Consider the following 26,722-nt stretch of genomic DNA (forward strand, 5'->3'; position numbering starts at 1 on the left):
GTTGTGTGAATCAGCTATGAACGCCGCCGGAACTCTAAGAGTTCCGGCGGCGTTTTTTGTTCTGTGCAGGTGGCAAGGTGCCTTGCGGCAACAGTGTGCCAGCCCTGCTTGCCATCAGTTGCCAAACACTTCCTTGAGGGCGGATTCCGCAAGGTCGGTGGTGAACAGGTCGCGCAGCACAAGCGGTCGGCTGGCCTTGTCACCCTTGGGGAACAGCGCCACCACAGGGATGGATTGCGAACCGAGCGCCTTCAGCAGTGCCTGCCCTTCCTCATTATGCCGCGTCAGGTCCACCTTGATGTAGGTGATGCCGTATTCTTCTGCCCAGCGCGCTCTGTTGTCCGCCGTGAGGACCGTGCTTTCCAGTATCTTGCAGTTGGGGCACCAGTCGGCGGTGAAGTCCACCAGCATGTTTTCTTTGCCCAGCGAGGAGAGGAATTGCTCCTGCCGGAACGGTTTCCACGGAATTGACTGGGTGGTCGGGGTGCTGTCGTAGACCAGCGGCAGGGCAATGAGCGCCACGCATAGGCTTCTGACAAGCCAGCGCCTCCCGCGCGGGGCGTTGAAGTCCGCAAAGGTGCCCCACAGCCATGCGGCAAGGGCAGTGACCCACAGCAGGGCAAGCAGGAAGGGCAGATTGTCCGCAGGCAGAATGGTCAGCAGATAGCCCGTGGTACCCATGAGGAAAAAGCCCACAACCCGTTGCAGAACAACCGTCCAGTTGCCCGGTTTGGGAAAGTGACGCACAAGGCCGGGGAAGATGGCCATGCCTGCATAGGGAAGCGCCATGCCCGACCCGACCGCAAGAAGAATGGCGGCCAGAACCAGCGGCGGTTGCAGAAAGGCCCAGCCCAGCACGCCGCCGAGGAAGGGGCCGCTGCACGGAGTGGCGAGCAGGGTAGCCAGCAGGCCGGTGGAGAAGGCGCTCCATTTGCCGCTTTGCTGCGCAGTGCTGCCGTGCAGGGCGAGCATGGGTAGCTCGAAGATGCCGAAGGTGGAAAGGCCCAGCGCAAACATCAGCAGCATGAGGCCGGTTACAAGGCGCTCATCTTGAAAGAGCTGGCCCCATGCGGTGCCTGCTGCCAAGAATATGGCAGCCAGCATGAAGAACCAGACCATGATGCCAAGAGCGAACCAGATGTTGTGTTCCCTGAAACTGGCCATGCGTTTGTGCTCGTCGATAATGCCGGAGGCAGAAACCAGCGACGAGAGCTTGAGGCTGATGACGGGTAGCACGCAGGGCATGAAATTGAGAATGAAGCCCGCAAGCAGGCCGAAGAATATGGCCGCACCGATCGTTGTCACTTCAAGCGACTGCATGTGATAGCGGGGGGAAAGGGAATAGCCGCTGTCCGGTGAAAAGAATGGCGAATGCGTGCCTTGCGTCTTTTTGAGAGGGACGGCGACGGATGTTGGACTTGATGGAGTAACGGAAGTCGCAGAGGGTGCCGTTCCCGCATTCAGACCTGTAGCTTGGCCCATAGTTTCTTTGGCCGAGCCGGTTTGCCCGAGACCGGGAGCTTTGCCCGCACCGGGTTGCGGCAGGTCCTGCCCCAGAGATTTTGTGCCGGAGGAGGGCAGGGAGACGCCCAGTTCCTGCGCAAGCGCGGTAACGTCGGGAGCGGTTTTTACGGCAGCCGTTTCAGATTGCAGCGCAGGTTTTGCCGTATATCGGGCAAGCGTCGGCCACCATGCCTGTGTTTCCGCTGTGGCAAGGGGGGTGTTTTCCTCGTTCCATTCTGCGGTCAGTTTCTCGTGCACGGGCCAGCAGTTGCTGTCTGAGCAGAGCAGCAGGCGCGCGGCAAAGGGCAGGCTGCCCGCAGTGCCGCCATCAGGCAGATGGATGAAAAACGGTGTAGCGGTTTCATGGATCATGACCGTGGCGGCAGGATCGAACACATCCTTGGCGGCGATACCGACAGGATAGAGCAGGGTCATATCCCGGCTTGGTGCGGCCGGAACTATGTCGGTGGGGCGGCCGGAGTCGCCGGGATCATTGGCATAAAAGTGATAGCCTTCCTGCGGTGCAATCCATACGGCAACGAGAATGCCGGCTCCCTTGGCCGCTGTGCCGGATAGGACGTTCCCGGCGGTTGGCAGTTGTGAGTTCAGCCGGAATACTTCTGTCCTGAAGCTCACCGGAAGGGTGCTCTTCTGGGCGGAAAAAGCGCGGGAAGCCGCCCCGGCCGTGATGAAAAGAGCCAGCACAGCAAGCAGAACAAGGCTTGAAGCAGCAGGGGTATACGGGCGCAAACCGCTGAAGATGGCGGAGAATCGGTGGTGGTGTGTGCGTTGCATGAATCTGTTATGGGGTTTTTATAAAAATTTTGCAAAATAATGTTGACAGAAACGGGTCTTCCAAATAGGTTCCATCTCCGCCGCGGGTCGAAGCAATTCAGGGCCGACGGCACCAAAAAGCGTGGGGCATTGGCTCAACGGTAGAGCAGTTGACTCTTAATCAATTGGTTCGGGGTTCGAATCCCTGATGCCCCACCACGCTTACAACGCCTTTGGCGACACAATAGAATTTTGGGGCATTGGCTCAACGGTAGAGCAGTTGACTCTTAATCAATTGGTTCGGGGTTCGAATCCCTGATGCCCCACCATATTTAAGGCGCCTCGCGGTAACGCGGGGCGCCTTGATTTTTGTCTGCCTTCTGTTTGTTTCGTCGTCGCACACAGCTTTCGCCCTGTTCGAATCTGTTCAAATCTGTTCAGACCTGTTCAAATTTGTTCAGACCTGTTCAAACACCTCTCCTGCTGCGGCAATGCCGTTGAGGGAGGCAGGAAATCCTGCATATATCGCCAGATGAACTAGCAGTTCCAGAATGGCTTCCTGCGTCATGCCCACATTCAGGGCCGCATGCATGTGCACCTTCATCTGCGGAATCATCCCTCCCCGCGCGCAGCAGCATGCGATCATCGCCACTTCCTTGTGTATGGGCGAGAGGTTGGAGCGGGCTATGACATCGCCGTAGCTGAAACGTATGAGCAGGTCTGCCATGGCGGGCACTCTCCGGCGCATGTTTTCCAGCACAGCCTTGCCGGCAGCGCCGCTTGTTGCCTGCAGGCTCGCGTATCCGCGGCTCTCCCGTTCCTCGTCTGTCAGTTCTTCCGGTTCTGGAGTGAAATTCACCGCCTTGTCCGCAAAGACCTCCCGCGCGACAGATATGCCGTTCAGGGCAGCGGGGAATCCCGCAAACACGGCCACCAGATAGAGAATATCCACAATCTGCTGCGGTGCCAGACCGCTGGTCAATCCGCCGCGCATATGCACGGCCAGTTGCGGGGCGGCGTTGCCGAGGGCGGCCAGTGCTGCAATGGTTGCCACCTCGCGGCTTTGCAGATCCAGTCCGGGGCGGGTCATGACCTCGCCACCTGCCACATCAATGATGAAGCGTATCATGTCCGGCGCGACAGGGCCGAGAGCGGTGGCGAGCTTGTCCGGCATGTCCGGCAGAATGGTGTTGAAGATGCCGAGCCCGCGTTCGTGGGCGGACTGCTTTCCGGTCTGCTCTGTTGTTATTTGGCTGTGTTTGTTGTGTTTTTCCGGCGTCATGGAGGCCTCCTGAAATATGTGGGTATGTGGCTCTGTGTAGGGTCTGTTTGCACTTTGCGCCTTGTTCAGTTATTTATCCAATACTGTTTTTGTTTGGCTGTAATATATTTTGTATATGGTGAAGATATGGAACTGCGACTCATGGAACAGTTTGTGGCAGTGGCCGAGACGCTGCATTTTGGCCGCGCCGCAGAGCGCCTGCACATGTCGCAGCCGCCTTTGAGCATGGCCATGCAGCGGCTGGAGGGTGAGCTGGGAGTTGCGCTGCTGGAGCGCAACAGACGGGGTGTGCGTCTTACTGCCGCAGGCGAGGTATTTCTTGCCGAGGTCCGGCAGGTGCTGGCCGGTGCGCAGCGGGCCATGACCCTTACTCGCCGCACAGCCAGAGGAGAGGCTGGTATGCTGCGGCTCGGGTGCATGGGGCCTGCCGTTGCGGCGGGGCTGCCAGCTCTGGTGCACGGTTTCAGGCAACAGCATCCTGATGTGCGTATTTTGCTCGAAGAGCAGGTCTCGGTGCGCCAGCTTGCCATGCTCAGGGATGGGGCGCTTGATCTTGCCGTTGTACGGTTGCATGGCGAGCTACCCGCCGGTATGCAGGTTCGCCTGCTGTTCAGGGATGAATATGTGGCGGCGGTTCCGCAATCACATCCGTCCGCGGCAAAAGAAATGGTGCGCATGGAGGATATGCGGGACGATTCCCTTATCCTCTATCCGCGTTCCATGGGGGCGGAGTTGTATGATGCAGTCATAGCCGCATGCCACGGTGCCGGATTCAGCCCGCGCATAGAGCAGGAGGTGGCCACCAAATCGACGACACTGGCACTTGTCGCCGCCGGATTGGGGGTGGCCTTTGTGCCTGCATCGCTGGCACGGGCGGGGTACGCCGGAGTATCGTTCGTACCGTTGCAGTCCGCGCTGCCGGTTGTGGAGATGTACGGGGCATGGCTTGCGGGGTGTACGAATCCCGTGGTTGAGCGTTTCATGGAGTATGCCCTGCATAGCGCGCAGCCCTGCATATAAACCATGTGCGAACTGTTGGGGTTGGGATGTGAGAGTCGGTGACAAAAAAAGGGCACACCCGGAGGCGCGCCCCTGTAGTGTAGTAATGGGTTGCGGTGATCAGTCCACGCAGACCATGTCGTATTCGTTGCCTGTTATGCATGTCGAGCCTGTTTCGGTGATCTCGAAGGTGTTTTCCACCCCGACCATGCCGATGCCCTCTATGCCTATCTTGGGTTCCACTGCCATGACCATGCCGGTTTCCATGGGAGCGTCAAACTTGTTGGCCAGCACGGGAAACTCGTCAATGCCAAGGCCGATACCGTGTCCCACAAAGGGAACCTTGCTCTTGCCAAGCGCCATGAAGCCTTCTGCAAAACCGGCCTTGTCCGCCATCTGCATGGCTTCACGATAGATTTCGGAAGGAATGGCACCTGGGCACATCCGCTCCGCCACATGCTGCTGAATGGCAATGCAGGTGTCGTGTGCGCGGCGCACGGTGTCCGGAATGGTGTCGGCCTTTCCGCCCCAGTACAGCTGCGTCTTGTCCGTGTGGTATCCCTCAAGGCAGAAGCCGATGTCCACGGCAAGGGGATAGCCCTTTTTCCAGACGGAACCGGCATAGCCCATGTACGGGGTGGCCGGATGCTCGCCCTTGACCCCGAGAGGGCCGTTGAAATGGTTGGGGTAGTTGCCGTTTTCACCGGCAGCCACATGGCCGAGAAAAATTTCTTCACCAAACGAATTCATGCGCAGAATGCCTGAATGGCCGCGTGCGAAGAAGGCGTCCCACGCCCTGTGCGATATCTCGCGCTCATTCATGCCCGGACGGATGAGTTTTGGCAGGTCAACGTGCAGGCTTTGATGGTGGCGTTGTCCGGCAATGCGCAGCTTGGCAAGCTCCCACTGTGTTTTCACCGAGCGGGCAAGGGTGAGCACGTTGTCGCAGGGGACAAAGGTTCTGTCTGCAAGCTTGGCCCGCAGCATTTCGCCCAGTTGCCATGTGAGGCCGGAATATTCCACTGCCACTGTGCTGCCGAGCGGTGATCCGGCACCTTCCAGCGTTCTGGCGATGTCGCCGTAGGAACGGAAGGTGAGAATGTTCTCAAGCGGGCTTTCCAGCTTGCAGCGTTCGATGCCGTGGCGCACGAGCAGCACGGGCGCGCCTTCCTTGGGCAGCCAGAACAGGCCGTTGCCGAGTGTGCCGGTGAGATGATAGATGTTCACCCTTGCGAAAACGAGCATGCCGGAAGCCTCCGGTGCCTGCGCATCCAGCAGGGCGCGGCAGCGTGCGTGGCGTACTTCCAGCTCCTCTGCGGGAATGACTTCTATGGCGGTATGCCGGGTCACTGTGTGCTCCTTGGGTATCGTCGTGGTTTGTCCGTAATGGCCTATGGTTGGCCTGGCTCCGGCTGGGCGCGTTTGCACCTGACGCTACAGACCAGGCCCGCATTTTCAGGGTAGTCGGATGCTGTGTTGTACGGGATGCCGCGCCAAACCGCAATCTCCGCCCCTTCCGCAGAGAGAGGGCGGCGCGCGGTGACCGGATGGAATGCTGCAGTTTTTGCGAGGGATTTGTGCAATCTGTGCAATTGCACTTGGCCGTAGTGAAGCGTATGATGGGTAATTACGATATGTTAAAAAAGGACGATAATGCTGTTTGACGATACCCTGCGCGATGTGCTGAAAAAGATTCGCACCATCGCCGTTATCGGTGCCAAGGACAAGCCGGGGCAGCCGGTGGATATGGTGGGCCGCTATCTCATAGATGCCGGCTACAATGTTATTCCCGTGCATCCTGTGCGCAAGAGCGTGTGGGGGCTGCCCACGTATGCCTCCATCCTTGATATACCCGTTGCCGTGGATCTGGTGGATTTGTTCCGTGCTTCGGAAGCCTGCCTTGCCCATGCGGAAGAGGTGAGCCGCCTTGCGGTAATGCCTTCTGTTTTCTGGATGCAGTCCGGCATCAGTAACCCGGATGCAGGCCGCTTGATGGCGGCAAAGGGCGTGAAGGTGGTTGAGGACAAGTGCCTGATGGTGGAACTTGAGCGGCTGGGTATTGCCGGACCGGCTTAGCCGGTCCGTTTGGTATTGCTCGACCAGCTTAGCTGGTCAGTTTGTATTGCTTGACCGTCATAGCCGGTCAGTTCGAATTGCTTGACCGGCTTAGCCGGTCCGTTGGCCGGATGCAGCGTTGCCGTATGCACCCGCGCCGGAATATATACGATTCGGGGCTGTTGCCCCGAAGCATGAGCCGGTTCCATATGTCCTGAAGGAACCCGGAAAGTGTGCGGACAGCCTTGCCATGTCCGTATCAGACAGAGAAGGGTAATGCCGTATAAGCGGCCTTAGCGAATACGATTGGGGGAAAAGAGCGTGGAGACTTTTGAGCCTGTTAACGAATCTGTTGTCGAGCCTGCTTCGGGTGACGATGCCTTTGATTGCAAAATGTGCGGGCATTGTTGTCTTGGCGAGGGCGGTATCGTCGTAAGCCCCAAGGATTTGGTGCGCATTGCCGCCCACCTGAACCTGACAGGTGATGAATTTGCGGAACGCCACGGCGTGCGCAAGGGCGACAAGCTTTTCATCCGCGTGGGAGAGGACGGCTACTGCACGTTCTTTGTCACGGGCAAAGGATGCGGCGTGCATATTGCGAAGCCGGATATCTGCCGTGCGTGGCCCTATTTCAGAGGCAATGTGGTGGACCCGGATTCTCTTGAGCTGGCTAAAGATTTTTGTCCCGGCATCCGAAGTGATGTTAGCCATGCGGAATTTGCAAAGCAGGGGCGTGCATACCTCAAGGAAAACGGTCTGCTGGCATCTGACCCCACCTGCGAAGCCCGTGCCCTGATACTGGACGAATAGGCGAGGCGGTTCCCCTGCACGGGGAGCGCCCTGAAACTGGCCGCCAGAGGCGGAAATTACTGCGGAGGGCATGTGACGCTCAAGGAATGCTACCGGATACTCAAGCTTAAGGAAAGCGCAAGCGTGGACGAGGTGAAATCGGCCTACCGCAAGCGTGCTTTTGAGCTGCATCCTGATTTGCATCCTGACAACCCCGATGCTGCACGCCAGTTTCAGCAGTTGAACGAAGCCTATGTTCTGCTCACCCGCACCGACGGAGCTGATGAAGGATTCCGCACCAAGGCCCGCCAGACGTATGACAAGGCCAAGAAGGGATTTGACGCTTCCCAGACCTCGCAGCCCGGCTCAGCTGGTAATTCGTCTGGTAATTCGTCTGGCAATTCTTCTGGTAACCCGTCGGGGAGCGCGTCCGGCAATTCGCAGGAACAGAAGTCGCGCGCCTCGGAAGCCTATTCCAAGGCCAGTTCCCAGAAAAACGGCGGTTCTGCCGGTGGTGCGCGTTTCACATCTTCCCGCCAGCAGGTGCGGCAGGAAGATGTGCTCAATGACATTTTGAAGGACCCCTTTGCCCGTCGGGTATTCGAAGATATCTACAGCCAGATTCGCCGCGATTCAGGCAAGCAGGTCGGGATTCCCAAGAAGCGGAAGCTGAGTTTCGAGTGGGGCGATTCCAAGCTGTCGTTCGACATGACCCACGGGCTTGCCGCAGGCGTGAAGGGCTGGATGCGTAAACAGATGGATGACGAGCAGACCATTCATCTGCAGCCGCAGAGTCTGGCACCGGGAGCCCGTGTCCGCATTACTCTGTCGCAGGGCATGAACGAGGAACCGAGACAGATAGAAATAACCCTGCCGCCGGACTTTGTGGTGGGGCGCCCCATTCGCTTGAAAGGGCTGGGACGCAAGATCGGCCCTTGGACGGGCGATCTGTATCTGCGCATTCTTGCCAAGGTTTCGTAGCAGCTGCGACAAATTTCAAGGCTGTGCCAGCCCTGCAGCCACATCAATATGAACGGTTGCGTCAGGTCGCACGGCGGTGTCAGGCTTCATAGTCGAAAGAATCCGCGCCGTGTGAATCCGCAGCGCGAGAATCCGTCCGGTCGCGCCAGTTCGCACGGCCGCGCCGGTTCATATAGTCGTGCTGGTCCGCATGGTCGCGTCTGGCCTCACAGCCGCGCGGTTCATACCCTGTAGCCTGACGACCTGGGCCGAACGGGCCGTTTCTTTCCGGTCATATCGCTTCCGCACGGTGTTCCGATTCCGGAATGCACCCAGCTCCATCCGCCATCACCTTATACGTTCCAGTCCTTCGCGCATGCACAGCGGCACAATCCGTTCATGGAACGGGCGAACCACCAGAAAATAGGTCCTGCCCAGCGCGTTGTTGAATCGCACGCAGGTGCTCAGGCGCAGTCTGTCCGTTCTGTGTTCTGTTTCGTCTCCCGTCATTCGCTCAAGCACCAGAACAAAATCGAGATGCGTGTCGGATTCCTTGAACAGCAGCAGATTCTCTTCCTTGTGCACGAGCCTGAATATGCCCAGCCGGTCGCCTATGGCAGGTTCCGGCAGTGTGTCACCGGCTTTGCCAGATTCACCATCCTGAGCATATGTGCCGCGCGTATGTGCCGCTTTGTCTGCAGTTTTCAGTCCCAGCGGTCCGACGATCATGTCGCGCAGGCGCATGAGGCGTTCAACGGCCTTGGGGGAATGGGCAAACATGTGGTGCGCCAGAACATGCAGGGGCAGGGTGCAGCCCTGCGGCAGTTCGGCTTCAAAAGTATCCTGATAGTCGATGCGGCTGAGCAGTCCGCGGATCATACCGGTATGCAGCCGTATAGCAACCTTGCGTACTTCCGGCTTGAAGGGGCTGCCGTCTGCCGGTTCCGGCGCGGGCGGAGTTGATGAAGTCTGCGCTTGTGGAGTCTGGGCTGCCGGGGGCTTGGTTGAAGCGTTCTGCGTCATGGTGATACCTCGTTGCGTCCGGTTAGAATTCCCTGTCCAGAATCAGGTGCGAGAGATAGCCGACCACGGCGGCAAGGTAGTAGGGCAGGGTTTCTTCCCACGAGGTGCGGAAGAAGACCCACGGCAGCGCCATGATGGGCAGCGGAACAAGCAGCATGGCCCACCATGTGTGTGTCCAGCCTCTGTGTTTGCCAAGCGCGGGCAGCATGGCGAACAGGCCCAGTATGCTGGCCCATTTGTAGTGCTCGTAAATGATCAGCGCAATGTCCGTGACGGCCATGATGGCGTAGAAGAAGTTCTGTCCCTTGGACTCCGTGTCGCAGTCGGGAAACAGGGCGGCCAGCGTGGCGATGGTGACCAGAATGGCGGTGGACATCGGGTCGGTGCTGATCCAGCCCATGTAGGTGGCTCCGCCTATTATGCCGCCGGCCATACCGGCCCCGGCGATCATGTGTGCTTGGTATCCGGGCATCGGAATATCCTTTGAGAGATGTAGTGTGGCGGGAGAATAGGCAAAAGGTAATGCAAGGTAAAGCTGCAAGTGGCCGTAGCGGGTACGGTCCGCCTTTCTCCTCAGGAGCCTTGCGGGTGAGCGTAATATGCCGGATTGGACGCCGGAATTGTGCGCTGTCCTGATTGACAGGAACAGGACCTGAGCGTAGCCCCATGGCATATCCGTTCCGGCAGGAACGGAATGCCCGCGCATCGTGCCGCAGTATTCTTACCGCCCGGAAGGTTTTCATGAAATCCCGTTCGCATACCCAGACAGAGGCTCCTACTTCTTCATCTGAACTCTCCACGGCAGAGAATGAACTGCTTGCGGCGGAAGCGTCTTCTACTGCTACCGGTGACGAGGCGGAGAATGGCACTGAGAGCACCGCGAAGGACGAGGCGGCGGGCGACCTGAAACGCAACGCCATTGCCGGAGTGCTCTTCGCCCTCTGCGCCACCATCATATGGTCCGGCAACTTTATCGTGGCACGCGGTCTGAGTGATGTGGTTCCTCCGGCTACTCTTGCCTTTCTGCGCTGGGTTACAGCCTTTACCGTGCTTCTGCCATTGGGCTGGAAGTCTCTTCTGCGTGAGCGGGCAGTGGTGAAACGGCACTGGAAGCACCTTGCCTTTACCGCGCTTCTGGGCATCACCATATTCAATACGCTCATCTACGCAGCCGGACGCAGCACCACTGCGTTGAACATGTCACTCATAGCCATTACCTCGCCCCTGTTCATCATGCTGCTTGCGCGCATATTCCTCGGCGAAAAGGTTTCCAGAAGCCGTGCCGTGGGCGTTTCCGTGGTGGTGTGCGGCGTGGTGATGCTGGTGACACGGGGAGACTTCGCCCGCCTTGCAGGGCTGGAATTTTCCATAGGCGATGTATGGATGCTCTGCGCGGCCATGCTGTTCGGGGCGTATACCATTCTTGTGCGGCGCATGCCCGAGCGCATTGAGCAGGCCGCCTTTCTGCTTTTCACCTTCGGCGTGGGCGCGCTCATGCTGGTACCCGGTGTGGCGTGGGAGTGGGCGCAGGGACTGCGCTTCGAGTTCACGCCATCCCTTTTCGGCGTCATGCTTTATGTCGGGGTGGGGGCTTCGCTCATTTCCTTCTGGTGCTGGAACAAGGCTGTCGGCCTTATCGGTCCTTCGCAGGCGGGCATAGTCTATTACAGCCTGCCCCTGTTCAGCGGTGCCGAGGCGGTTATCCTGCTCGGCGAGCCGGTAAGCTGGGTACATTTTGTCAGCGGCATACTCATTCTCGGCGGCATACGCATGGCCACCCGCGGCTAGCTCCGCTGTGCCGGAGCCTTTTCGGTATGTGCGGAAGCTGCATACGGCAGAGCGTGGTCTGATTACATGGCTGTCTGCGCCCTTTGCGCGCGTGTCATGTCTGGTCGTCTGCTTGGCCTGTGTACCGGATACCCTGTTTGGTCAGCTTGCGCAGCCTGCGCAGTATGTAAATCAGGCCTTAGTAAATTCGGGTTGCGTGTAAAGTCGGGCAGCTTGACCGTGGCTGCCTGATAATTGTCTGATAACTGTCCCCTCCATGCCTTCCTTTCTTTGACAACCTATCGCCTTCTTTGTATATCCTATCAGGAATCATTTTTATCTGAGAGGACATGCATGAACGCATCAGAATTGTTCGTCCGGTGCCTTGAGGCAGAGGGCGTTACCCATATTTTCGGTATTCCCGGCGAAGAGAATCTTGCCTTTCTTGAGGCGCTCCGCACGTCATCCATAAAACTGGTGCTGACCCGCCACGAGCAGGCTGCCGGATTCATGGCGGCCACCTTCGGCAGGCTCACGGGCAAGCCGGGGGTGTGTCTTTCCACTCTGGGACCGGGGGCCACCAACTTTGTCACGGCTGCCTCGTATGCGCTTCTGGGCGGCATGCCCATGGTGCTCATCACGGGGCAGAAGCCCATAAAGAAAAGCAAGCAGGGCCGTTTTCAGATTCTGGACGTGGTGGGCGTGATGGAGCCTGTGACCAAGCTCGCACGGCAGGTGGTGAGCAGCAATGCCATTCCCGCACTGGTGCGCGATGCCTTTCGTGTGGCGCAGGAAGAAAAACCCGGTCCTGTGCATCTGGAACTGCCTGAGGACATAGCCGAAGAGGTTGTCTCCCTATCTCCCCTCACGGTTGCCGGACCGTATATTCCGCAGGCAGACAGGGCCGCGGTGGTCAAGGCCGTTGAGCTTATCCGCAAGGCCGAGCGCCCCTTGCTCACTATAGCGGCGGGGGCCAACCGGCACAGCGTGTGCGAGGCCGTGGAAGGCTTTGTGGATGTGACCGGCATTTATTTCTTCTCCACCCAGATGGGCAAGGGCGTGGTTGACCAGCGGCACCCGCAGTCGCTCGGGTCCGCCGCGCTTTCCGATCATGACTATCTGCACTGCGCCATAGCCCGCGCCGACCTCATCATCAACGTGGGCCATGATGTGGTGGAAAAGCCTCCCTTCTTCATGGAGCCGGACAACGGCAAAACCGTTATCCACATCAACTATTCTGCCGCGCAGGTGGATCAGGTCTATTTTCCGCAGCACGAGGTGGTGGGCGACATTGCCGAGAGTCTGTATTCGCTCACCGAGGCGCTGGGCGACTGCCGCAGGCCCAGCTATGAGTATTTCACCCGCATCAAGCAGGAAGTGGAGCGCAACGTATACGGCAACGGACAGGCTGCCGATACCTTTCCTCCCACACCGCAGCGCATAGTGCTGGACATGCGCGAGGCCATGCCCGACGATGGCGTGCTGTCGCTGGATAACGGCATGTACAAGATCTGGTTTGCGCGCAACTACAAGGCCTATCGCCCCAATTCGTTGCTGCTGGACAATGCGCTTGCCACAATGGGGGCAGGATTGCCTGCAGCCATAGCCGCCAAGCTGCTGCATCCAGAACAGACGGTGGTGGCGCTGTGCGGCGACGGCGGGTTCATGATGAACTCGCAGGAGCTTGAAACGGCGTTGCGCCTTAGGCTTGATCTGGTTGTTGTGGTGCTGCGCGACGATGGCTACGGCATGATCAAGTGGAAACAGGCAGGCATGGGCCTTGCCGTATACGGGCTGGATTTCGGCAACCCCGATTTCGTGGCTTATGCGAAAAGTTATGGAGCGCGCGGGCACCGCATCACCCGTAACGGTGAATTGGGCAAAGTGCTGCGCGCGTGTTTTTCCGAGGGCGGCGTGCATGTGATAGAGCTGCCCGTGGATTATTCTGAGAACGAACGGGTGTTGCTGCAGGAACTGCGCAGCAAGACCTGTCTATTGTAGGAGGTTGGGCATGTCCGGCGTATTGCAGGTATTCAATCCGTATGACCGTGGTCTTTTCACCACCTTGGAAGCTGTGGACGAGGCCGAAGCCTTTGCCGCGCTTGACCGGGCCTATGCGCTCTACAGGGACCGCTCGCGCCATATCCGGCCGCATGAGCGGATAGCCATATTGGAACGGGCTGCCGGACTCATGCGCGAACGCAGGGAAGAGCTGATCCACGAGGCCGTGATGGAAGGCGGCAAGCCATGGGCGGATTCCGTTGTGGAAGTGGACAGGGCCATCAACGGGTTTGCCGTGGCCGTGCAGGAGCTTGCAACGGGGCATGGCGAAGAGGTGCCCATGACCTCCACGCCTGCTGCGGCGGGAAGGCTTGCCATGACCATGCGCGAACCGCGCGGGGTGGTCATGGCCATCAGCGCCTTCAACCATCCAGTGAATCTTCTCGTGCATCAGGTGGTGCCTGCCTTTGCAGCCGGATGTCCCGCTCTGGTGAAACCCGCATCGGCCACGCCGGTTTCTTGCCGCAACGTGGTACGCCTTCTTCATGAAGCCGGTGTGCCGGAAGAGTGGGTGCAGTTCCTGCCCTGCAGCGGTGCGGTGGCGGAAAAACTGGTGGCGGATGAGCGCGTGGCCTTTCTTTCCTTCATCGGCTCTGCCCGTGTGGGCTGGATGCTCCGTTCACGCCTTGCGCCGGGAGCCACCTGCGCGCTTGAACACGGCGGGGCGGCTCCGGTGATTGTTGATGCCACGGCGGATCTGGATGCCCATGTGCCTGCCTTGGTCAAGGGCGGCTTCTACCATGCCGGGCAGGTGTGCGTTTCGGTGCAGCGCATTTATGCGCATGCCTCCATTGCCGGTGAGCTGGCCCGCAAAATGGCTACAGCGGCAGAGCGTCTGGTGGTGGGCAATCCGCTCGATCCGCGCACGGAAGTGGGGCCGCTCATCAACCCCGCAGAGGTGGAACGGGTGGAGGCATGGGTAAACGAGGCCCGTGAGGCCGGAGCGCAGGTGCTGTGCGGCGGTGAGCGTTTTTCTGATACCTGCTACAAGCCCACGGTGCTGTTCAATCCTTCGGACGATGTGCAGGTCTCGCAGCAGGAGGTTTTCGGCCCCGTGGTCTGCGTCTACAGCTACACGGACCGCGACGAGGCCATAGCCCGGGCCAATGCCTTGCCGTATGCGTTTCAGGCATCGGTTATTGCACAGGATATTGATGCCGCGCTCTATGCCGTGCGCAGGCTCGATGCCATGGCTGTGATGGTCAACGACCATACCGCTTTTCGTGTGGACTGGATGCCCTTCGGCGGATACCGCCGCTCCGGCATGGGTGTGGGCGGCATAGCCCATTCCATGCGTGAGATGAGCGTGGAAAAGCTGATGGTGATCAAGTCTCCGTCGTTGTAACGGAGAAGAGTCCGCGCGATCTGCTGATGGAATCTCTGGTTCTGCCGGATTATTTTTCGTAGCACGTATACAGCCGCAGGCAATTCTCTGTGTCACGCCGCCTTCAAGGTCGTGGTTGGAGCAGTTGCCTGCGGATTTTGTATTGGTGAGGGGAAAAGGACGATCTATTCCCCGATCAGGTCGTAGAAGTAGGAACGGTAGGCGAGATAGGCAGCATCGACGCGGGCAACGGCGGCCTGAAGAGGGGACGTGTCGGTGGTTCCTGCGGTACTGTGCGCTGTGGCTTCTTCCGTAGTGTGGTCTGTCTGGGCTGGCTCGTCGTTTTCGAGCATGTCGAGCACGTCGAGCAGATGCTCCAGCGCGGCGGCAAGCTCAAGGCTGGTGCTTCGTGCCACGGGGTTGTGCAGGCTGTTGGGGGCATCGCGAAAGTAGCTGATCATGGCCCACGCGCGCATGGTCATGCCGGAATCGAGCGAGCCAGCGTTAAGGCACTCATCCAGCAGGGTGCGCATGTCCTCGTCGTCGATGATCTCCGCAGCCTCGGTGAAGTGCTTTATGTCATACCAGTTCGGATCGGTCGGTGCTTCGCGGTCGCGCTCCTGCGCACTCTTCACGACACCGTAGACCAGAAAAAGCATGCTGAACACGAGCAGCAGTATTGTCAGATGCATGGCCTGCCTCCCATGCTGCAACTATTCGACAGTATTGTCTTAATGTCAACTCCGGCCTGTGTGTTGTGCCTGCCTGTACATGATCTTTGCCTATGCACGCGGGCTGTCCGCGCGGGTGGCTGACCGTTGAAATTGACGCGGCACGGTATGGCGGCTAGGTTGGTTCTCGTCTGTCTCGAAGTTAGTCCCGCAGTTAGTCCCGAAGTTAGTCGCGAAGTTTGTTCCGAAGTTGTTACCATCCGGCAGAGCATCGTTTCCCTGTATGAGGGAATGAAAGCTCTGCCTGTCAGGAGTTTCCCCATGACCTGTGCCACAGATTCCGCCACGGTGCGTTTCTGGCGTGATGATGCGCTTGATGCGGTTGAGGTGCGCTATTCGCACTTCGACGGTTATCGCTTTCCTGCGCATGTGCACGACACATGGTCGGTGGGACTGGTGGACGAAGGGCATAGCGTCTTCAGGCTCAGCGGCCGTTCGCAGTCTGTGCGCGGCGGGCAGATTGCCATTATTCCCCCCGGCATGGTGCACGACTGCAACCCCAGAGAGGGAGCATGGACCTACCGCATGTTCTATGTGCAGGATTCGCTTATGCGCTCCCTTGCCCGAGACCTGTCCGGCGGATGCCATGATGCGGCGGGAAGCGGCGGTGATGTGGCGGCTTTTGATTCGCTGGTCATAGACGATGACGAGGTTTTTGCCGCACTTTCCGGCTTTCAGCGGCTGATGGAGCAGGGGGCTGATGCGGCCGATACGGTTGATGCCCCTGATGCGCCTGATGTGCTGGATAAGCGATCTGCCATGACGGAGGCTTTCTCGTTGCTGCTGTCGCGGCATGGTTCCGTGCGGGATGAGCTGCCGCCTGCCGGTTCTGAACGTGCTGCCGTGCGCCGTATCCGTGAGTATCTTGCGGACAATCTGGCGGAAAAGGTCACGCTTGAACAGCTTGCAGCCGTCAGCGGCCTGAGTGCCTGCCATCTGCTGCGGGTGTTCCGCCATGAAACCGGCCTTACGCCGCACCAGTGGCAGACCCAGCTGCGGGTGAACCATGCAAAGCACCTGCTTGCAAACGGAGATCCCATAGCCGATGTGGCCTTTGCCGCAGGCTTTACCGATCAGAGCCATTTTACCCGCACATTCAGGACCGTCACCGGAGCGACTCCCCGCCTGTATCGCATGGCCGGCTAGCTGCCGGACGACTTCCGCATTCGTTGCCGTGGCCGTTTACGCTGCCGCAGCCGTCTCGTATCCGTCATACTATCTGGCATAGTATCCGTGATCGTATCTGGCAAGTATCTGGCATCGTATCCGGCGTCGTATCCGCTGTCGCATCCGTCGTATCGGGTGCAGTATCGGCTGTCGGACCCTTTGCCCTACCAGATCTCCAAGCATTGTCATCCCGACTCGGTCTTCCGGATTGTCATTCAGGTATTTTGCTGGTTCGCTACCAGTGGAATATGAGGGGCAGGTGCGGTCTGAAGTCGCGCGACATGCCCCGTGTTGCACCATCGAAATACAGTTCCAGCAGATGTCCGGCTCCGGATGTAATCTCCAGTGTTCCTTGCGATGCCACATGGCCTGCGGTGCGTGAAAGCGGGGCAGATGTTGCGGCTGTAACGCGCGCCATCGTCACTTCTTTCAAGCCGTGGGCGTGGTCGAGCGGTTCTCCGGTGGCGGAGTTGTCCCTGCGGGTAATGAAGTCGAGATAGACGTAGTTAGGCTCTTGCGTGCCGTTATCCGTGGCCACCTGCATGCCCAGCGGGGCGGGTAGGTAGGCGGGAAGGTACATGGCGTGCTCGGGCAGAGGGGCATTGTCGCGGGCGTTTTCCGGCAGTTCGGGACGAAATATCAGCCCGAAGGGTGAGCCGCCCTGCGGCAAGGCATCAAATCGCTCCTTCAAGCGGATGGGGCTGCCTTCCAGCGCTGCAAGCTCCTGCGTATCCGCTATCCACAGCAGTTCCAGCATGAAGTTATGGAAGAAGAAGCGTCGGTTGGCGGTTCCCTGTCCGGGGTGGACGTTGGAAGAACCTTCCTGCAGTCCGAACTGGACGAGGCAGTCTCCCTCCGGAGCCTTCGGGCTTGTGCATATGTATATGTGGTCAAGTTCCATGGTCGGTGTTCCGGTGTGTGTAATGCCGTTTGCGGCGTGTATGTCAGGTCGCCATTCAGGTGAGTCTACGTCCGGTTTGCCAGATAGGCATGACAGGCATGACAGGCCAGATAGACGTGGCGGCGTGACGGCGGGGCAGGCAATAGCCACATATCCAACGCATTCTATTATGCCGGTATAGCGTAACTTTTATTGCAATGTCTTTCGGGCTACTCCCTTGTCCGCAAGAAGTAAAGCCGCTGCGTATCGCAATATTGTACCATACCTTGCCCAGAGCATGGCGTAGGGTGCCTTCTTCAAACCACAGGAGGCATACTATGACCGTGAACAAGGATTCCAAGTGCGTATTCGTGATTGATGAGAACCTGCCCAAGGGGCTTGCAGCCAACACGGCTGCGGTGCTGGCAACGGCGGTGACCGTGAAGGTGGGTGGCATGGTGGGAACGGATGTGACAGATGGCGGCGGCTTCTGCCATCCCGCCATCACGCAGGTGCCCATTCCCATTCTCAAGGCCTCTGCAGACGAGCTGGCAACGCTGCACGCCGTGGCGCGGGCAGATGACGCTCTGCTTGTGGCGGGATTTTCAGACATTGCCCAGCGCTCGCGCAGCTATGATGAATATGCGACCAGCATGGCCGCGCTGGAACCGGAAGGCATGCGTTTTCTGGGCGTAGCCCTGTTCGGCAGGCGCAAGCGGGTGGCATCGCTTACCGGCATGTTCGGGCTCATGTGAGGGGAAGAGGAATACTCCCCGGCATAGCGGAACAGACTGTAACAACATATAGTTCTTGTCCTGATCGGCATTAGCGATTAGGCAAGAACTTCTTTCTCAATCACACCGCCTGCCGCGCCTGCGGCAGGATTCATTTTTCGGAAGGGTGCAGCATGGTTTCCCGTAATTCGCCTGCGTTCCTGCCCACTATGGCCCTGCTGGCCGCGGTGGGGCTGTGGTCCAGTTCCTTTGTGGGCATGAAGATCGCCCTGCGCGAGGTTGCCCCGCTCACCATCATCTGGATGCGCCTTGTCTGCGCCTCCATCGTGGTGTTGCCCATGCTGCGGCGGGGCATGGGGGCCAACCGCAAACCAGGTGACTGGAAATGGCTGCTTGTGGTGGCCCTGTTCCAGCCCTGCCTGTACTTCACCCTTGAAAGTTACGCCCTGCAATATACCTCCGCTTCCGAGGCGGGTACCATTTCCGCCACCATGCCGTTGATGGTGGCTGCTCTTGCCGCGCTGTTTCTGGGTGAAAAGGCTTCCGTGACCATGCTTGCGGGGCTGTTGCTCTCCTGCGGCGGGGTGGCATGGTTGACCCTTGCGGGAACCCCTTCGCCGGACGGCCCCAATCCCGCCCTTGGCAACGCGCTGGAATGCGGTGCCATGGTGGCTGCGGCGGGCTATACCCTTGCCCTGCGCAAGCTGGAAGGGCGATACGGCCCGTGGGCGCTCACAGGGTTGCAGAGCCTTGCGGGCTTTTTCTGGTTCCTTCCCGGTGCGCTTTTTTCCGGCTTTCCCGATTTCACGGATATTGCCGCCATCTGGCCCAGCATGCTGGCCGTGGTGTATATGGGCGTGTTTGTCTCGCTATGTGCTTTCTGGTGCTACAATTATGCGCTGGCATACCTTCCTGCGGGGCGGGCTTCTGCCTTTATTAACATGATTCCGGTGCTTTGCCTTATTCTGGGATGGGCTGTTCTTGATGAACGGCTGAATGCCCTGCAATACGCCGCCTGCGTGGTTGTGCTTGCCGGGGTGTGTCTCAGTCAGGAGCTTGCGCCTTGGAAAAGGGGCATGCAAAAGGCCTGATCGGCCTGAAAGCCGCAGGCAGCAATGTGTCGGCGGACTGGCAATATTTGTGACGGGATACAATAAAGATCAATGTGTCTTAGCTGCGGTATGTAAGGTTACACCCGTTCCGTAATCCATTGTCTTGCTTGTGATTGGGTGAATAATCGGGTATTCATTGAGTGATTAATGAATAAAATTCGTATCATACCGTAGTCGTTAATTTTGAGCTTCCCCCTAGGGGGAAGGACTTGTCCTGCCTTGCAAATCCCTGTAAGCGCACTCGAAGAGTATTGATGTTGCGCTCGCAAGGATGGATGTGGCATCCTTGTTTTGCTCTTCTGCCGTAGATGAAAACAGTGCCGCTTTATGCGTGCATTGCCCGGAGGAGCAAGCCGGGCGCAGGATAGCGAGACCGATAGACATGAAACCAGAACCATGCCGGATGTAGCCGAACAACTTTGTCGCCCGCAGTGTTCCGCAGGGAACATGCCTTCAGCCCGCACGGCGTTTTTGCCTGCGGGGTGCGCTTGCTCGCGGGACGACGAGTGGGTTTTGCCGCCGGTTGCCGGTTTTGGTTGTCTGATCCCTCCTTCCACACTGGCCGGATTGGCCAGCGTCGCTCCACCCTGATTCTGAAGGGTGCGACACCGGGTTAGTGCCGCTTTTCGTACCTAACCGTTCCCCATTGTCATTATCGACGGCCGCCAGCCTGTCTGGTTTTGTGCGGTTTGTGTATTCAACCGGATTACATCAGGGAAAAAGCATGAAAACAATCTCTCTGCAGAAGCCGGACTCCCAGTTCATACGGGAAGTCAGGGAGCGCAGCGGGCAGGAGCCGAGCCACTGTTATCAGTGCGGCAACTGTACCGCCGGTTGCCCCTACAACTTCGCATATGACATTCCGGTGAGCAGGATCATGCGTCTTCTGCAACTCGGAAGACGTGAGGAAGTACTGCAAAGCAAGTCGTTGTGGCTGTGTGCCACCTGTCAGTCCTGCACCACCCGTTGCCCCAACCAGATCGATGTTGCCCGCGTCATGGACGTGTTGCGCCACATGGCGCGTGAGGCCGGTTACGCCACCGAGCGTAATGTGAAGGCTTTCGGCGATGCGTTTCTGGAGTCCGTGGAAAAGCACGGCCGCGTGTACGAGGTGGGTATTCTTGCCAGCTATGTGCTGAAGACCGGACGGTTCTGGACCGATGTGGAGCTTGCTCCCGCCATGCTGCCCAAGGGCAAGCTCGGTCTGCGGCCCCACACCATTCAGGGGGCGGAGCATATCGCCCGCATCTTCCGTCGTTACCGCGGCGAACCTGAACCCGCTGAGAAAAACGGAGGCGAGAAGAAATGAGCCAGCGCATAGGCTACTATCCCGGTTGTTCCGGTTCCGGAACGTCCGTTGAATACGATGCTTCCACCCGCGCGGTATGTGATCGCCTCGGCCTGAGCCTGCAGGATGTTCCGGACTGGAGCTGCTGCGGTTCCACCCCCGCCCATACCGTGGACCACGTGCTTTCTGCGGCGCTTTCTGCCCGCAACCTTGAGCTGGCCGCACAGGCCGGTCTTGACACCGTTACCACTCCCTGTCCCAGCTGCCTCGCCAACCTGCGCGTTGCCGGACACAAGATGGAGAAGGAAGGCTTCCGCAAGCAGGTGAAGAACCTGCTGGATACCGAGTGCGAATCCCTTGCTGAAGTGAAGTCCACCCTGCAGGTGCTGCTGGAAGACGTGGGCCCCGAAGCCGTGCAGGCCAAGGTTGTGCGTCCGCTCTCCAAGCTGCGCGTTGTCTGCTACTACGGCTGCATCATGAACCGCCCGCCGGAAGTCATGCAGTTTGACGATCCTGAGCACCCCATGGCCATGGATACGCTCATGGAAGCCTGCGGAGCAGAGGTGCTTCCCTTCCCCCTCAAGGTGGAATGCTGCGGCGCTGCCGCAGGCATGCCCCGCAAGGACATTGTGACCGAGCTTTCCGGCAGACTGCTGGATGTTGCCGCAGGCATGGGCGCGGACGCCATTGTCACCGCCTGCCCCCTCTGCCAGATGAACCTTGACCTGCGTCAGGGACAGGTGAACTCGGCGCGTGGCAGCAAGCACGCCATTCCGGTGTTCTATTTCACGCAACTTATGGGACTCGCCATGGGCCTTTCTGCCTCCGAGATGGGCATAGCCAAGCTGGCCGTGAACCCCAAGCCCTGCCTTGAACAGGCAGGCGTGCTCTAGCAAGGAGATGAAATCATGCGCATAGGCGTTTTCGTCTGCCACTGCGGGAGCAACATCGCCGCCACCGTGGACTGTCCCAGCGTGGCACAGGCGGCCAAAATGTTCCCCGACGTGGTTTTCGCCACCGATACCATGTACGCCTGTTCGGAACCCGGACAGGATGCCATCATACAGGCCATCAAGGAACACAGGCTGGACGGCGTTGTCGTTGCTTCCTGTTCCCCCCGCATGCATGAGCCCACCTTCCGCCGGGCTCTTGAGCGTGCCGGTCTGAACCGCTACATGCTGGAAATGGCCAACATCCGTGAACATGTTTCGTGGATCGGCAAGAACAAGGAGCTCAACACGGTCAAGGCCGCCGATCTGGTGCGCATTGCCGCTGCCAAGCTGCAGCTGAACAACCCACTCTTTGCCAACAAGTTCGATGTGACCAAGCGCGTGCTGGTTATCGGCGGCGGTGTTGCGGGCATTCAGGCTGCGCTGGACTGTGCGGATGCGGGCATTCAGGTCATCATGGTGGAGCGAGAAACCACCATCGGCGGCAAGATGGCCAAGCTGGACAAGACCTTCCCCACCGTGGACTGTTCTTCCTGCATTCTCGGTCCCAAGATGGTGGACGTGGCCCAGCATCCCAACATCACGCTGTATGCAGCGTCCGAGGTTGAGGAAATCAGCGGTTACGTCGGCAACTTCGACGTGAAAGTGCGCCGCCGTGCCACCTACGTGAACTGGGATGCCTGCACCGGCTGCGGTCTGTGCATGGAAAAGTGTCCCAGCAAGAAGAGCCATGACGCCTTCAACGAAGGTGTGGCCACCACCACGGCCATCGGCATTCCTTTCCCGCAGGCCATTCCCAAGAAGGCTGCCATCAAGCCCGAATTCTGCCTCAAGCTGCAGAAGGGCAAGTGCGGCGTGTGTGCCAAGGTGTGTCCCACCAAGTGCATCGACTTTGAACAGCAGGATACGATTGTCTCCGAAAAGGTGGGCGCCATTGTCGCCGCCACCGGATACGATCTCTTCGACTGGACCGTTTACGGCCAGTACGGCGGCGGTCGCTATCCCGACGTGGTTACCTCGCTGCAGTACGAACGCATGATGAACGCTTCCGGTCCCACCGCAGGCCACATCAAGCGCCCGTCTGACGGAAAGGAACCCAAGCGCGTGGTCTTCATCCAGTGCGTGGGCTCCCGCGACAAGTCGGTGGACCGTCCCTACTGTTCCGGTTTCTGCTGCATGTATACCGCCAAGCAGGCCGTGCTGACTAAGGACCACATTCCGGATTCCGATTCCTACGTGTTCTACATGGACATCCGTTCCCCCGGTAAAGGCTACGACGAGTTCACCCGCCGTGCGCAGGAACAGTATGGCGTGCAGTACGTGCGCGGCCGTGTTTCCATGATCTACCCCAAGGGCGACACGCTCGTGGTTCGCGGTGCGGATACCCTCGCCGGAACACAGGTGGAAGTGGAAGCCGATCTCGTGGTGCTTGCCGTGGGTATAGAATCCTCCAAGGGCGCTCCGCACCTCGCGGAAAAGCTGCGTATTTCCTACGACCATTACGGTTTCTTCATGGAAGCGCACCCCAAGCTCAAGCCCGTGGAAACCAACACCGCCGGTGTGTACCTCGCCGGTTGCTGTCAGGGCCCCAAGGACATTCCCACCTCCGTCGGGCAGGGCAGTGCGACTGCGGCCAAGGTGCTTACCCTGTTCGCCAAGGACAAGCTGGAAAGCGACCCGCAGGTTTCCCGCGTGAACCAGAACCGTTGCGTGGGCTGCCTCAAGTGCACCATGACCTGCCCCTTCGGCGCGGTGAAGGACGTGAAGGACCGCGCAGGCAACACCAAGGCAGAAGTTGTGGAAACCGTCTGTCAGGGCTGCGGTATCTGTACCGTTACCTGCCCGCATGGTGCCATCCAGCTGCAGCACTTTACCGATAACCAGATTCTTGCGGAGGTGAATGCCTTATGTCAGCCCGAAATGGAGTTTTAAGCGATACGCGCGAACTGCGCGTGGTCGGCTTCCTCTGCAACTGGTGCTCGTACGGCGGTGCGGATACGGCAGGCGTGGCGCGCTTTGAGCAGCCTACCGACCTGCGCATCATCCGCGTTCCCTGCTCGGGTCGTATCGACCCGCTGTTCATCATGCGCGCGCTGGTCAGCGGTGCGGACGGCGTGCTGGTTTCCGGCTGCCACCCCCGCGACTGCCACTACGCAGAAGGCAACTACTATGCCCGCCGCCGGCTCGAACTGCTCAAGCAGTTCCTGCCCATTACGGGCATTGATCCGCAACGCTTTGAATATACGTGGGTTTCCGCCTCTGAAGGCGCTCGCTGGCAGGACGTGGTGACCAAGTTCACCAACCGTATCCACGAGCTTGGCCCCGCGCCGCGCATGCAGGGCGGCAGCGGATATGACGAACTCTGCCTCAAGCAGATAGAGGAAGGCGTGAAACAGGGGCCCTCCTGCCCCTGCCACAAGGAGAGGGCGTTATGAGTACGCTTGAGCAACTGAAAGACCAGATCCGCAAGGCCCTGCCGGACCTTGACGTGGTCATAGGCTGGGAGCAGGGCTACGACGCCATGCACGCCACGCCGCTGTATATCCGCAAGGAAGAGGACATTGACCGCCTCATCTGGAGCCCGCTGTGCGTGCACAGCCTCGGCACCTACCTTACCGGTCTGACCCGGACTCCGGGCGCCGGCAAGATCGGTCTTGTGGTCAAGGGCTGCGATTCCCGCGCCATTGTCCAGCTTACGCAGGAACGCATGATCCCGCGCGAGAACATTGTTCTGTTCGGCGTGGGTTGCACCGGCTGTCTGAGCCATGCCCGCCTTGAATACAAGGTGGAGCAGGGCGGTCACTACGTGGAAGACATGCACTCCATCACCTTCAAGGGTGACAAGGTGGAAGTGGCCGTGAACGGCGATGTGGAGACCTTCGACTTCGACACCGTGTGTCTTGAGAAGTGTCTCACCTGCCGCTTCCCCAACGCCATTGCCACCGAGCACTTTGCCGGTGAAGAGGTGCCCGTGGCGCCCAAGTGCGACAAGGCTCCTTCTCTGGAAGCCTTTGAAAAGCTCTCGCTGGATGAGCGTTTCACCTTCTGGCAGGACCAGATGCGCCGCTGCGTGCGTTGTTACGCCTGCCGCAACACCTGCCCCATGTGCGTATGCCGCGACCACTGCATCTCCACCTCGCGTAACCCGCACTGGGTATCGCAGGAGACCAGCTCGGCAGAGAACTTCATGTTCCAGATGATCCACACCATGCACCTTGCAGGCCGCTGCATCGAATGCGGCGAATGCCAGCGTGCATGTCCGGTCGATCTGCCCATCATGCTGTTCCGCCGCACCATGGTGCACGCGGTGAAGAATACCTTCGACTACGTCAGCGGTGCGGACCCCGAAGCCACGCCGCCCCTGCTCACCTTCAAGGTGGAAGAAGACAACATCAAGGAGAGGGGCTGGTAATGGAAGCGAAATTCATCAGCCAAGACGATACCACGCTCTGGCTTGACGAGCTGGCCGAGCGCCATGTTGTGCTGGCCCCCATGTGGGACAACACGGTGGTTACCTTCCGTCCGCATGTGAAGGGCCGTACCCCCGTTCTGGATCGTATGCCCGTTCTTCCGCCCAAGGAAGGCGTGTTCCCCCAGAACGAAGTGCTGCTCAAGTACAAGCATGACAAGGACCCCGAAAACCTTGACCGCACCCGTGTGCAGGTGAAGGAAACCCTGCCGCAGGAAACTGCGGTGGTTGTGGGTGCCCGCCCCTGCGGCACGCGCGGCATGCTGGTTTTCGACCGCGTGTACAACTGTGAGAAGATCCGCGATCCGTACTACGTGTCGCGCCGCGAGAACACCCTGTTTGTGACCGTGGCCTGCACCCGTATCGAATCCACCTGCTTCTGCCATGACGTGGGCAGCCATCCGGCCGATACGGAAGGCTCCGACGTGCTGCTGGTGCCCGTGAAGGGCGGCTATGTGGCCGAAGCTGTGACCGCGCGCGGCGAAGAACTGCTCAAGGCATCCTTCTTCAAGAGTGCCGCGGAAAAGGCGCAGGAAGCAGAAGGCGTGAAGCAGGCCAACCGTGCAAAGCTGCCCGAGCCGCATGATTATGTAGGCTGCGGCGAAAAGCTCATGGCCCGTTTTGACGATATGGAATTCTGGACCGAACAGTCCGCCAAGTGTATCAGCTGCGGCGCATGCACCTACCTGTGCCCCACCTGTTACTGCTTCAACATCACGGACGATTCGGTCGGTCTTTCCGGCAAGCGTCTGCGCACGTGGGACAACTGCATGTCCTTCCAGTTCACGCTGGAAGGCAGCGGCCACAACCCGCGTCCCACCAAGGCACACCGTCTGCGTAACCGCGTGAACCACAAGTTCGCCTACTATCCGGAGCTGCACGGCGTTATCGCCTGCTGCGGCTGCGGCCGGTGCATCAAGAGCTGTCCCGCTTCCGTGGACATTCGCGCCATCGTGAAGGCGGCACAGAACCATACTCCCAAGCAAGAAGAGGGCAGCGATGAGCGCTAACAATCCCATCCTTCCCGATATGGCGACCATCATCGAAGTGGTGGACGAAACGCCTAATATCCGTACCTTCCGCGTCCGTTTCAACGATGAAAAGGTAATGCAGGACTTCTCGTTCATGCCCGGTCAGGTGGGGCAGCTTTCCGCCTTCGGGTTCGGTGAATCCACCTTTGTTATCAACTCTTCCCCCACCCGTATGGACTATCTGCAGTTCAGCGTCATGAAGGTGGGGGAGGTGACCAGCCGCCTGCACACCCTGAAGGAAGGCGATTCCCTCGGCGTGCGCGCTCCCCTTGGCAACTGGTTCCCCGTGGACGAGATGAAGGGCAAGGACATCGTCTTTGTGGCAGGCGGCATCGGCATGGCGCCGCTGCGTACCCTGCTGGTCTACCTGCTGGACAACCGCAAGGATTACGGCAAGATCACTCTGCTGTACGGTGCACGTTCGCCCCGCGACATGGCCTACCAGGAAGACGTGCGCGAATGGCGCGGCCGTGACGATCTTGACGTGGTGCTCACCGTGGACTCCGCAGCCGAAGGCTGGGGCGATGCTCCCGAAGAGCGCGTGGGCCTTATCCCCCACGTGCTGACGGACATCAATCCTTCGCCCGAGAACACCTTTGCGGTTACCTGCGGCCCGCCCATCATGATCAAGTTCACCCTGCAGGCCCTGAAGAAGCTGGGCTTTGCCGATGAGCAGATCATCACCACGCTGGAAAAGCGCATGAAGTGCGGCGTAGGCCTGTGCGGCCGCTGCAACATAGGCACCAAGTACGTGTGTGTGGATGGCCCCGTATTCAAGTACTCTGAACTGAAAGACCTGCCCGACGAACTGTAGGGCGAGGAG

The 26,722-nt window shown here is 59.2% G+C and carries 24 protein-coding genes and 2 tRNA genes; 19 read left to right on the forward strand and 7 right to left on the reverse strand.

All coding sequences use genetic code 11. The annotated features are described in order from the left end of the window. Positions 1 to 114: 114 nt before the first annotated feature. Positions 115 to 2,298, reverse strand: coding sequence for a protein-disulfide reductase DsbD family protein (locus tag HUV30_RS07325; RefSeq protein ID WP_174404792.1), 2,184 nt, complete (start codon positions 2,296 to 2,298; stop codon positions 115 to 117). 123 nt (positions 2,299 to 2,421) lie between these two features. Between HUV30_RS07325 and HUV30_RS07330 the strand changes: the two genes are divergently transcribed. Next, positions 2,422 to 2,496 (forward strand) — tRNA-Lys (locus tag HUV30_RS07330). A gap of 35 nt (positions 2,497 to 2,531) precedes the next feature. Next, a tRNA-Lys gene (locus HUV30_RS07335) sits at positions 2,532 to 2,606 on the forward strand. A 128-nt stretch (positions 2,607 to 2,734) separates the two neighbouring features. On the opposite strand, the gene HUV30_RS07340 is transcribed toward HUV30_RS07335, so the two are convergent. Beyond that, positions 2,735 to 3,559, reverse strand: coding sequence for a carboxymuconolactone decarboxylase family protein (locus HUV30_RS07340; RefSeq protein ID WP_174404793.1), 825 nt, complete (start codon positions 3,557 to 3,559; stop codon positions 2,735 to 2,737). A gap of 126 nt (positions 3,560 to 3,685) precedes the next feature. Here HUV30_RS07340 and HUV30_RS07345 point away from each other — a divergent pair, with 126 nt between their 5' ends. Beyond that, positions 3,686 to 4,579, forward strand: coding sequence for a LysR substrate-binding domain-containing protein (locus HUV30_RS07345; RefSeq protein ID WP_174404794.1), 894 nt, complete (start codon positions 3,686 to 3,688; stop codon positions 4,577 to 4,579). Between the two features lie 99 nt (positions 4,580 to 4,678). Here the strand turns inward: HUV30_RS07345 and HUV30_RS07350 are convergent, their stop codons facing one another. Then, positions 4,679 to 5,908, reverse strand: a complete 1,230-nt coding sequence (locus tag HUV30_RS07350) for a M24 family metallopeptidase (RefSeq protein ID WP_174404795.1) — start codon at positions 5,906 to 5,908, stop codon at positions 4,679 to 4,681. A gap of 303 nt (positions 5,909 to 6,211) precedes the next feature. Here HUV30_RS07350 and HUV30_RS07355 point away from each other — a divergent pair, with 303 nt between their 5' ends. From HUV30_RS07355 to HUV30_RS07365, 3 genes are all read left to right on the forward strand, one after another. Next, complete coding sequence (locus HUV30_RS07355; protein WP_174404796.1) at positions 6,212 to 6,634, forward strand: CoA-binding protein; 423 nt, start codon at positions 6,212 to 6,214, stop codon at positions 6,632 to 6,634. A gap of 372 nt (positions 6,635 to 7,006) precedes the next feature. Then, on the forward strand, positions 7,007 to 7,423 hold the full coding sequence (locus HUV30_RS07360) for a YkgJ family cysteine cluster protein (protein ID WP_174406126.1): 417 nt from the start codon (positions 7,007 to 7,009) through the stop codon (positions 7,421 to 7,423). 72 nt (positions 7,424 to 7,495) lie between these two features. Continuing rightward, the gene (locus tag HUV30_RS07365; protein WP_174404797.1) at positions 7,496 to 8,383 is read left to right on the forward strand and encodes a J domain-containing protein; all 888 of its coding nucleotides are present in this window, start codon (positions 7,496 to 7,498) and stop codon (positions 8,381 to 8,383) included. Between the two features lie 327 nt (positions 8,384 to 8,710). Here HUV30_RS07365 and HUV30_RS07370 read toward each other — a convergent pair whose 3' ends face one another. Both HUV30_RS07370 and HUV30_RS07375 read right to left on the reverse strand, forming a co-directional pair. Then, a complete protein-coding gene (locus HUV30_RS07370) occupies positions 8,711 to 9,385 on the reverse strand; it encodes a DUF2867 domain-containing protein (protein ID WP_174404798.1) in 675 nt (224 codons plus the stop codon). A gap of 22 nt (positions 9,386 to 9,407) precedes the next feature. Further along, positions 9,408 to 9,857 (reverse strand): metal-dependent hydrolase, encoded by a 450-nt coding sequence (locus HUV30_RS07375; protein ID WP_174404799.1) that lies wholly within the window; start codon positions 9,855 to 9,857, stop codon positions 9,408 to 9,410. A 269-nt stretch (positions 9,858 to 10,126) separates the two neighbouring features. On the opposite strand from HUV30_RS07375, the gene HUV30_RS07380 reads away from it, so the two are divergent. The 3 genes from HUV30_RS07380 to HUV30_RS07390 all read left to right on the forward strand — a co-directional run bounded on the left by HUV30_RS07380 (position 10,127) and on the right by HUV30_RS07390 (position 14,558). Next, the gene (locus HUV30_RS07380; RefSeq protein ID WP_174404800.1) at positions 10,127 to 11,173 is read left to right on the forward strand and encodes a DMT family transporter; all 1,047 of its coding nucleotides are present in this window, start codon (positions 10,127 to 10,129) and stop codon (positions 11,171 to 11,173) included. Between the two features lie 333 nt (positions 11,174 to 11,506). Beyond that, positions 11,507 to 13,153, forward strand: a complete 1,647-nt coding sequence (locus HUV30_RS07385; RefSeq protein ID WP_174404801.1) for an acetolactate synthase large subunit — start codon at positions 11,507 to 11,509, stop codon at positions 13,151 to 13,153. Between the two features lie 10 nt (positions 13,154 to 13,163). After that, positions 13,164 to 14,558, forward strand: a complete 1,395-nt coding sequence (locus HUV30_RS07390) for an aldehyde dehydrogenase family protein (RefSeq protein WP_174404802.1) — start codon at positions 13,164 to 13,166, stop codon at positions 14,556 to 14,558. Positions 14,559 to 14,722: 164 nt separating this feature from the next. Here HUV30_RS07390 and HUV30_RS07395 read toward each other — a convergent pair whose 3' ends face one another. Next, positions 14,723 to 15,229 carry a hypothetical protein gene (locus tag HUV30_RS07395; protein ID WP_174404803.1) on the reverse strand — a complete coding sequence of 169 codons (507 nt, stop codon included), beginning with the start codon at positions 15,227 to 15,229 and terminating at the stop codon, positions 14,723 to 14,725. 300 nt (positions 15,230 to 15,529) lie between these two features. On the opposite strand from HUV30_RS07395, the gene HUV30_RS07400 reads away from it, so the two are divergent. Then, complete coding sequence (locus tag HUV30_RS07400; protein WP_174404804.1) at positions 15,530 to 16,414, forward strand: AraC family transcriptional regulator; 885 nt, start codon at positions 15,530 to 15,532, stop codon at positions 16,412 to 16,414. A 256-nt stretch (positions 16,415 to 16,670) separates the two neighbouring features. On the opposite strand, the gene HUV30_RS07405 is transcribed toward HUV30_RS07400, so the two are convergent. Beyond that, positions 16,671 to 17,336, reverse strand: coding sequence for a glyoxalase-like domain protein (locus HUV30_RS07405; protein WP_174404805.1), 666 nt, complete (start codon positions 17,334 to 17,336; stop codon positions 16,671 to 16,673). A gap of 317 nt (positions 17,337 to 17,653) precedes the next feature. On the opposite strand from HUV30_RS07405, the gene HUV30_RS07410 reads away from it, so the two are divergent. From HUV30_RS07410 to HUV30_RS07450, 9 genes are all read left to right on the forward strand, one after another. Beyond that, positions 17,654 to 18,070 (forward strand): DUF2000 domain-containing protein, encoded by a 417-nt coding sequence (locus HUV30_RS07410; RefSeq protein WP_174404806.1) that lies wholly within the window; start codon positions 17,654 to 17,656, stop codon positions 18,068 to 18,070. 152 nt (positions 18,071 to 18,222) lie between these two features. After that, entirely contained in the window at positions 18,223 to 19,140 is a 918-nt protein-coding gene (locus HUV30_RS07415) for a DMT family transporter (RefSeq protein WP_174404807.1), read from the forward strand. 745 nt (positions 19,141 to 19,885) lie between these two features. Continuing rightward, entirely contained in the window at positions 19,886 to 20,470 is a 585-nt protein-coding gene (locus HUV30_RS07420) for a 4Fe-4S dicluster domain-containing protein (RefSeq protein WP_174404808.1), read from the forward strand. Further along, a complete protein-coding gene (locus tag HUV30_RS07425; RefSeq protein ID WP_174404809.1) occupies positions 20,467 to 21,342 on the forward strand; it encodes a CoB--CoM heterodisulfide reductase iron-sulfur subunit B family protein in 876 nt (291 codons plus the stop codon). Before HUV30_RS07420 ends, HUV30_RS07425 begins: the two co-directional genes overlap by 4 nt. Positions 21,343 to 21,357: 15 nt before the next feature. After that, complete coding sequence (locus HUV30_RS07430; protein ID WP_174404810.1) at positions 21,358 to 23,331, forward strand: CoB--CoM heterodisulfide reductase iron-sulfur subunit A family protein; 1,974 nt, start codon at positions 21,358 to 21,360, stop codon at positions 23,329 to 23,331. Continuing rightward, the gene (locus HUV30_RS07435; RefSeq protein ID WP_174404811.1) at positions 23,307 to 23,834 is read left to right on the forward strand and encodes a hydrogenase iron-sulfur subunit; all 528 of its coding nucleotides are present in this window, start codon (positions 23,307 to 23,309) and stop codon (positions 23,832 to 23,834) included. The genes HUV30_RS07430 and HUV30_RS07435 overlap by 25 nt, the downstream gene beginning before the upstream one ends. Next, positions 23,831 to 24,811: a 4Fe-4S dicluster domain-containing protein gene (locus HUV30_RS07440; protein WP_174404812.1), complete on the forward strand. Its 981-nt coding sequence runs from the start codon at positions 23,831 to 23,833 to the stop codon at positions 24,809 to 24,811. The genes HUV30_RS07435 and HUV30_RS07440 overlap by 4 nt, the downstream gene beginning before the upstream one ends. Next, on the forward strand, positions 24,811 to 25,878 hold the full coding sequence (locus tag HUV30_RS07445; protein WP_174404813.1) for a 4Fe-4S dicluster domain-containing protein: 1,068 nt from the start codon (positions 24,811 to 24,813) through the stop codon (positions 25,876 to 25,878). Before HUV30_RS07440 ends, HUV30_RS07445 begins: the two co-directional genes overlap by 1 nt. Then, complete coding sequence (locus HUV30_RS07450; protein WP_174404814.1) at positions 25,868 to 26,713, forward strand: FAD/NAD(P)-binding protein; 846 nt, start codon at positions 25,868 to 25,870, stop codon at positions 26,711 to 26,713. The genes HUV30_RS07445 and HUV30_RS07450 overlap by 11 nt, the downstream gene beginning before the upstream one ends. Positions 26,714 to 26,722 lie beyond the last annotated feature (9 nt).

It is taken from the genome of Desulfovibrio subterraneus (genome assembly GCF_013340285.1).
Classification (GTDB): Bacteria; Desulfobacterota; Desulfovibrionia; order Desulfovibrionales; family Desulfovibrionaceae; genus Halodesulfovibrio; species Halodesulfovibrio subterraneus.

What these genes read in the sequence shown, in the direction of transcription:
- HUV30_RS07325 (WP_174404792.1), bottom strand. Translation starts at nt 2,298, where the DNA reads ATGCAACGCACACACCACCACCGATTCTCCGCCATCTTCAGCGGTTTG.
- HUV30_RS07340 (WP_174404793.1), bottom strand. Translation starts at nt 3,559, where the DNA reads ATGACGCCGGAAAAACACAACAAACACAGCCAAATAACAACAGAGCAG.
- HUV30_RS07345 (WP_174404794.1), top strand. Translation starts at nt 3,686, where the DNA reads ATGGAACTGCGACTCATGGAACAGTTTGTGGCAGTGGCCGAGACGCTG.
- HUV30_RS07355 (WP_174404796.1), top strand. Translation starts at nt 6,212, where the DNA reads ATGCTGTTTGACGATACCCTGCGCGATGTGCTGAAAAAGATTCGCACC.
- HUV30_RS07360 (WP_174406126.1), top strand. Translation starts at nt 7,007, where the DNA reads ATGTGCGGGCATTGTTGTCTTGGCGAGGGCGGTATCGTCGTAAGCCCC.
- HUV30_RS07370 (WP_174404798.1), bottom strand. Translation starts at nt 9,385, where the DNA reads ATGACGCAGAACGCTTCAACCAAGCCCCCGGCAGCCCAGACTCCACAA.
- HUV30_RS07375 (WP_174404799.1), bottom strand. Translation starts at nt 9,857, where the DNA reads ATGCCCGGATACCAAGCACACATGATCGCCGGGGCCGGTATGGCCGGC.
- HUV30_RS07380 (WP_174404800.1), top strand. Translation starts at nt 10,127, where the DNA reads ATGAAATCCCGTTCGCATACCCAGACAGAGGCTCCTACTTCTTCATCT.
- HUV30_RS07385 (WP_174404801.1), top strand. Translation starts at nt 11,507, where the DNA reads ATGAACGCATCAGAATTGTTCGTCCGGTGCCTTGAGGCAGAGGGCGTT.
- HUV30_RS07390 (WP_174404802.1), top strand. Translation starts at nt 13,164, where the DNA reads ATGTCCGGCGTATTGCAGGTATTCAATCCGTATGACCGTGGTCTTTTC.
- HUV30_RS07395 (WP_174404803.1), bottom strand. Translation starts at nt 15,229, where the DNA reads ATGCATCTGACAATACTGCTGCTCGTGTTCAGCATGCTTTTTCTGGTC.
- HUV30_RS07400 (WP_174404804.1), top strand. Translation starts at nt 15,530, where the DNA reads ATGACCTGTGCCACAGATTCCGCCACGGTGCGTTTCTGGCGTGATGAT.
- HUV30_RS07405 (WP_174404805.1), bottom strand. Translation starts at nt 17,336, where the DNA reads ATGGAACTTGACCACATATACATATGCACAAGCCCGAAGGCTCCGGAG.
- HUV30_RS07410 (WP_174404806.1), top strand. Translation starts at nt 17,654, where the DNA reads ATGACCGTGAACAAGGATTCCAAGTGCGTATTCGTGATTGATGAGAAC.
- HUV30_RS07415 (WP_174404807.1), top strand. Translation starts at nt 18,223, where the DNA reads ATGGTTTCCCGTAATTCGCCTGCGTTCCTGCCCACTATGGCCCTGCTG.
- HUV30_RS07420 (WP_174404808.1), top strand. Translation starts at nt 19,886, where the DNA reads ATGAAAACAATCTCTCTGCAGAAGCCGGACTCCCAGTTCATACGGGAA.
- HUV30_RS07425 (WP_174404809.1), top strand. Translation starts at nt 20,467, where the DNA reads ATGAGCCAGCGCATAGGCTACTATCCCGGTTGTTCCGGTTCCGGAACG.
- HUV30_RS07430 (WP_174404810.1), top strand. Translation starts at nt 21,358, where the DNA reads ATGCGCATAGGCGTTTTCGTCTGCCACTGCGGGAGCAACATCGCCGCC.
- HUV30_RS07435 (WP_174404811.1), top strand. Translation starts at nt 23,307, where the DNA reads ATGTCAGCCCGAAATGGAGTTTTAAGCGATACGCGCGAACTGCGCGTG.
- HUV30_RS07440 (WP_174404812.1), top strand. Translation starts at nt 23,831, where the DNA reads ATGAGTACGCTTGAGCAACTGAAAGACCAGATCCGCAAGGCCCTGCCG.
- HUV30_RS07445 (WP_174404813.1), top strand. Translation starts at nt 24,811, where the DNA reads ATGGAAGCGAAATTCATCAGCCAAGACGATACCACGCTCTGGCTTGAC.
- HUV30_RS07450 (WP_174404814.1), top strand. Translation starts at nt 25,868, where the DNA reads ATGAGCGCTAACAATCCCATCCTTCCCGATATGGCGACCATCATCGAA.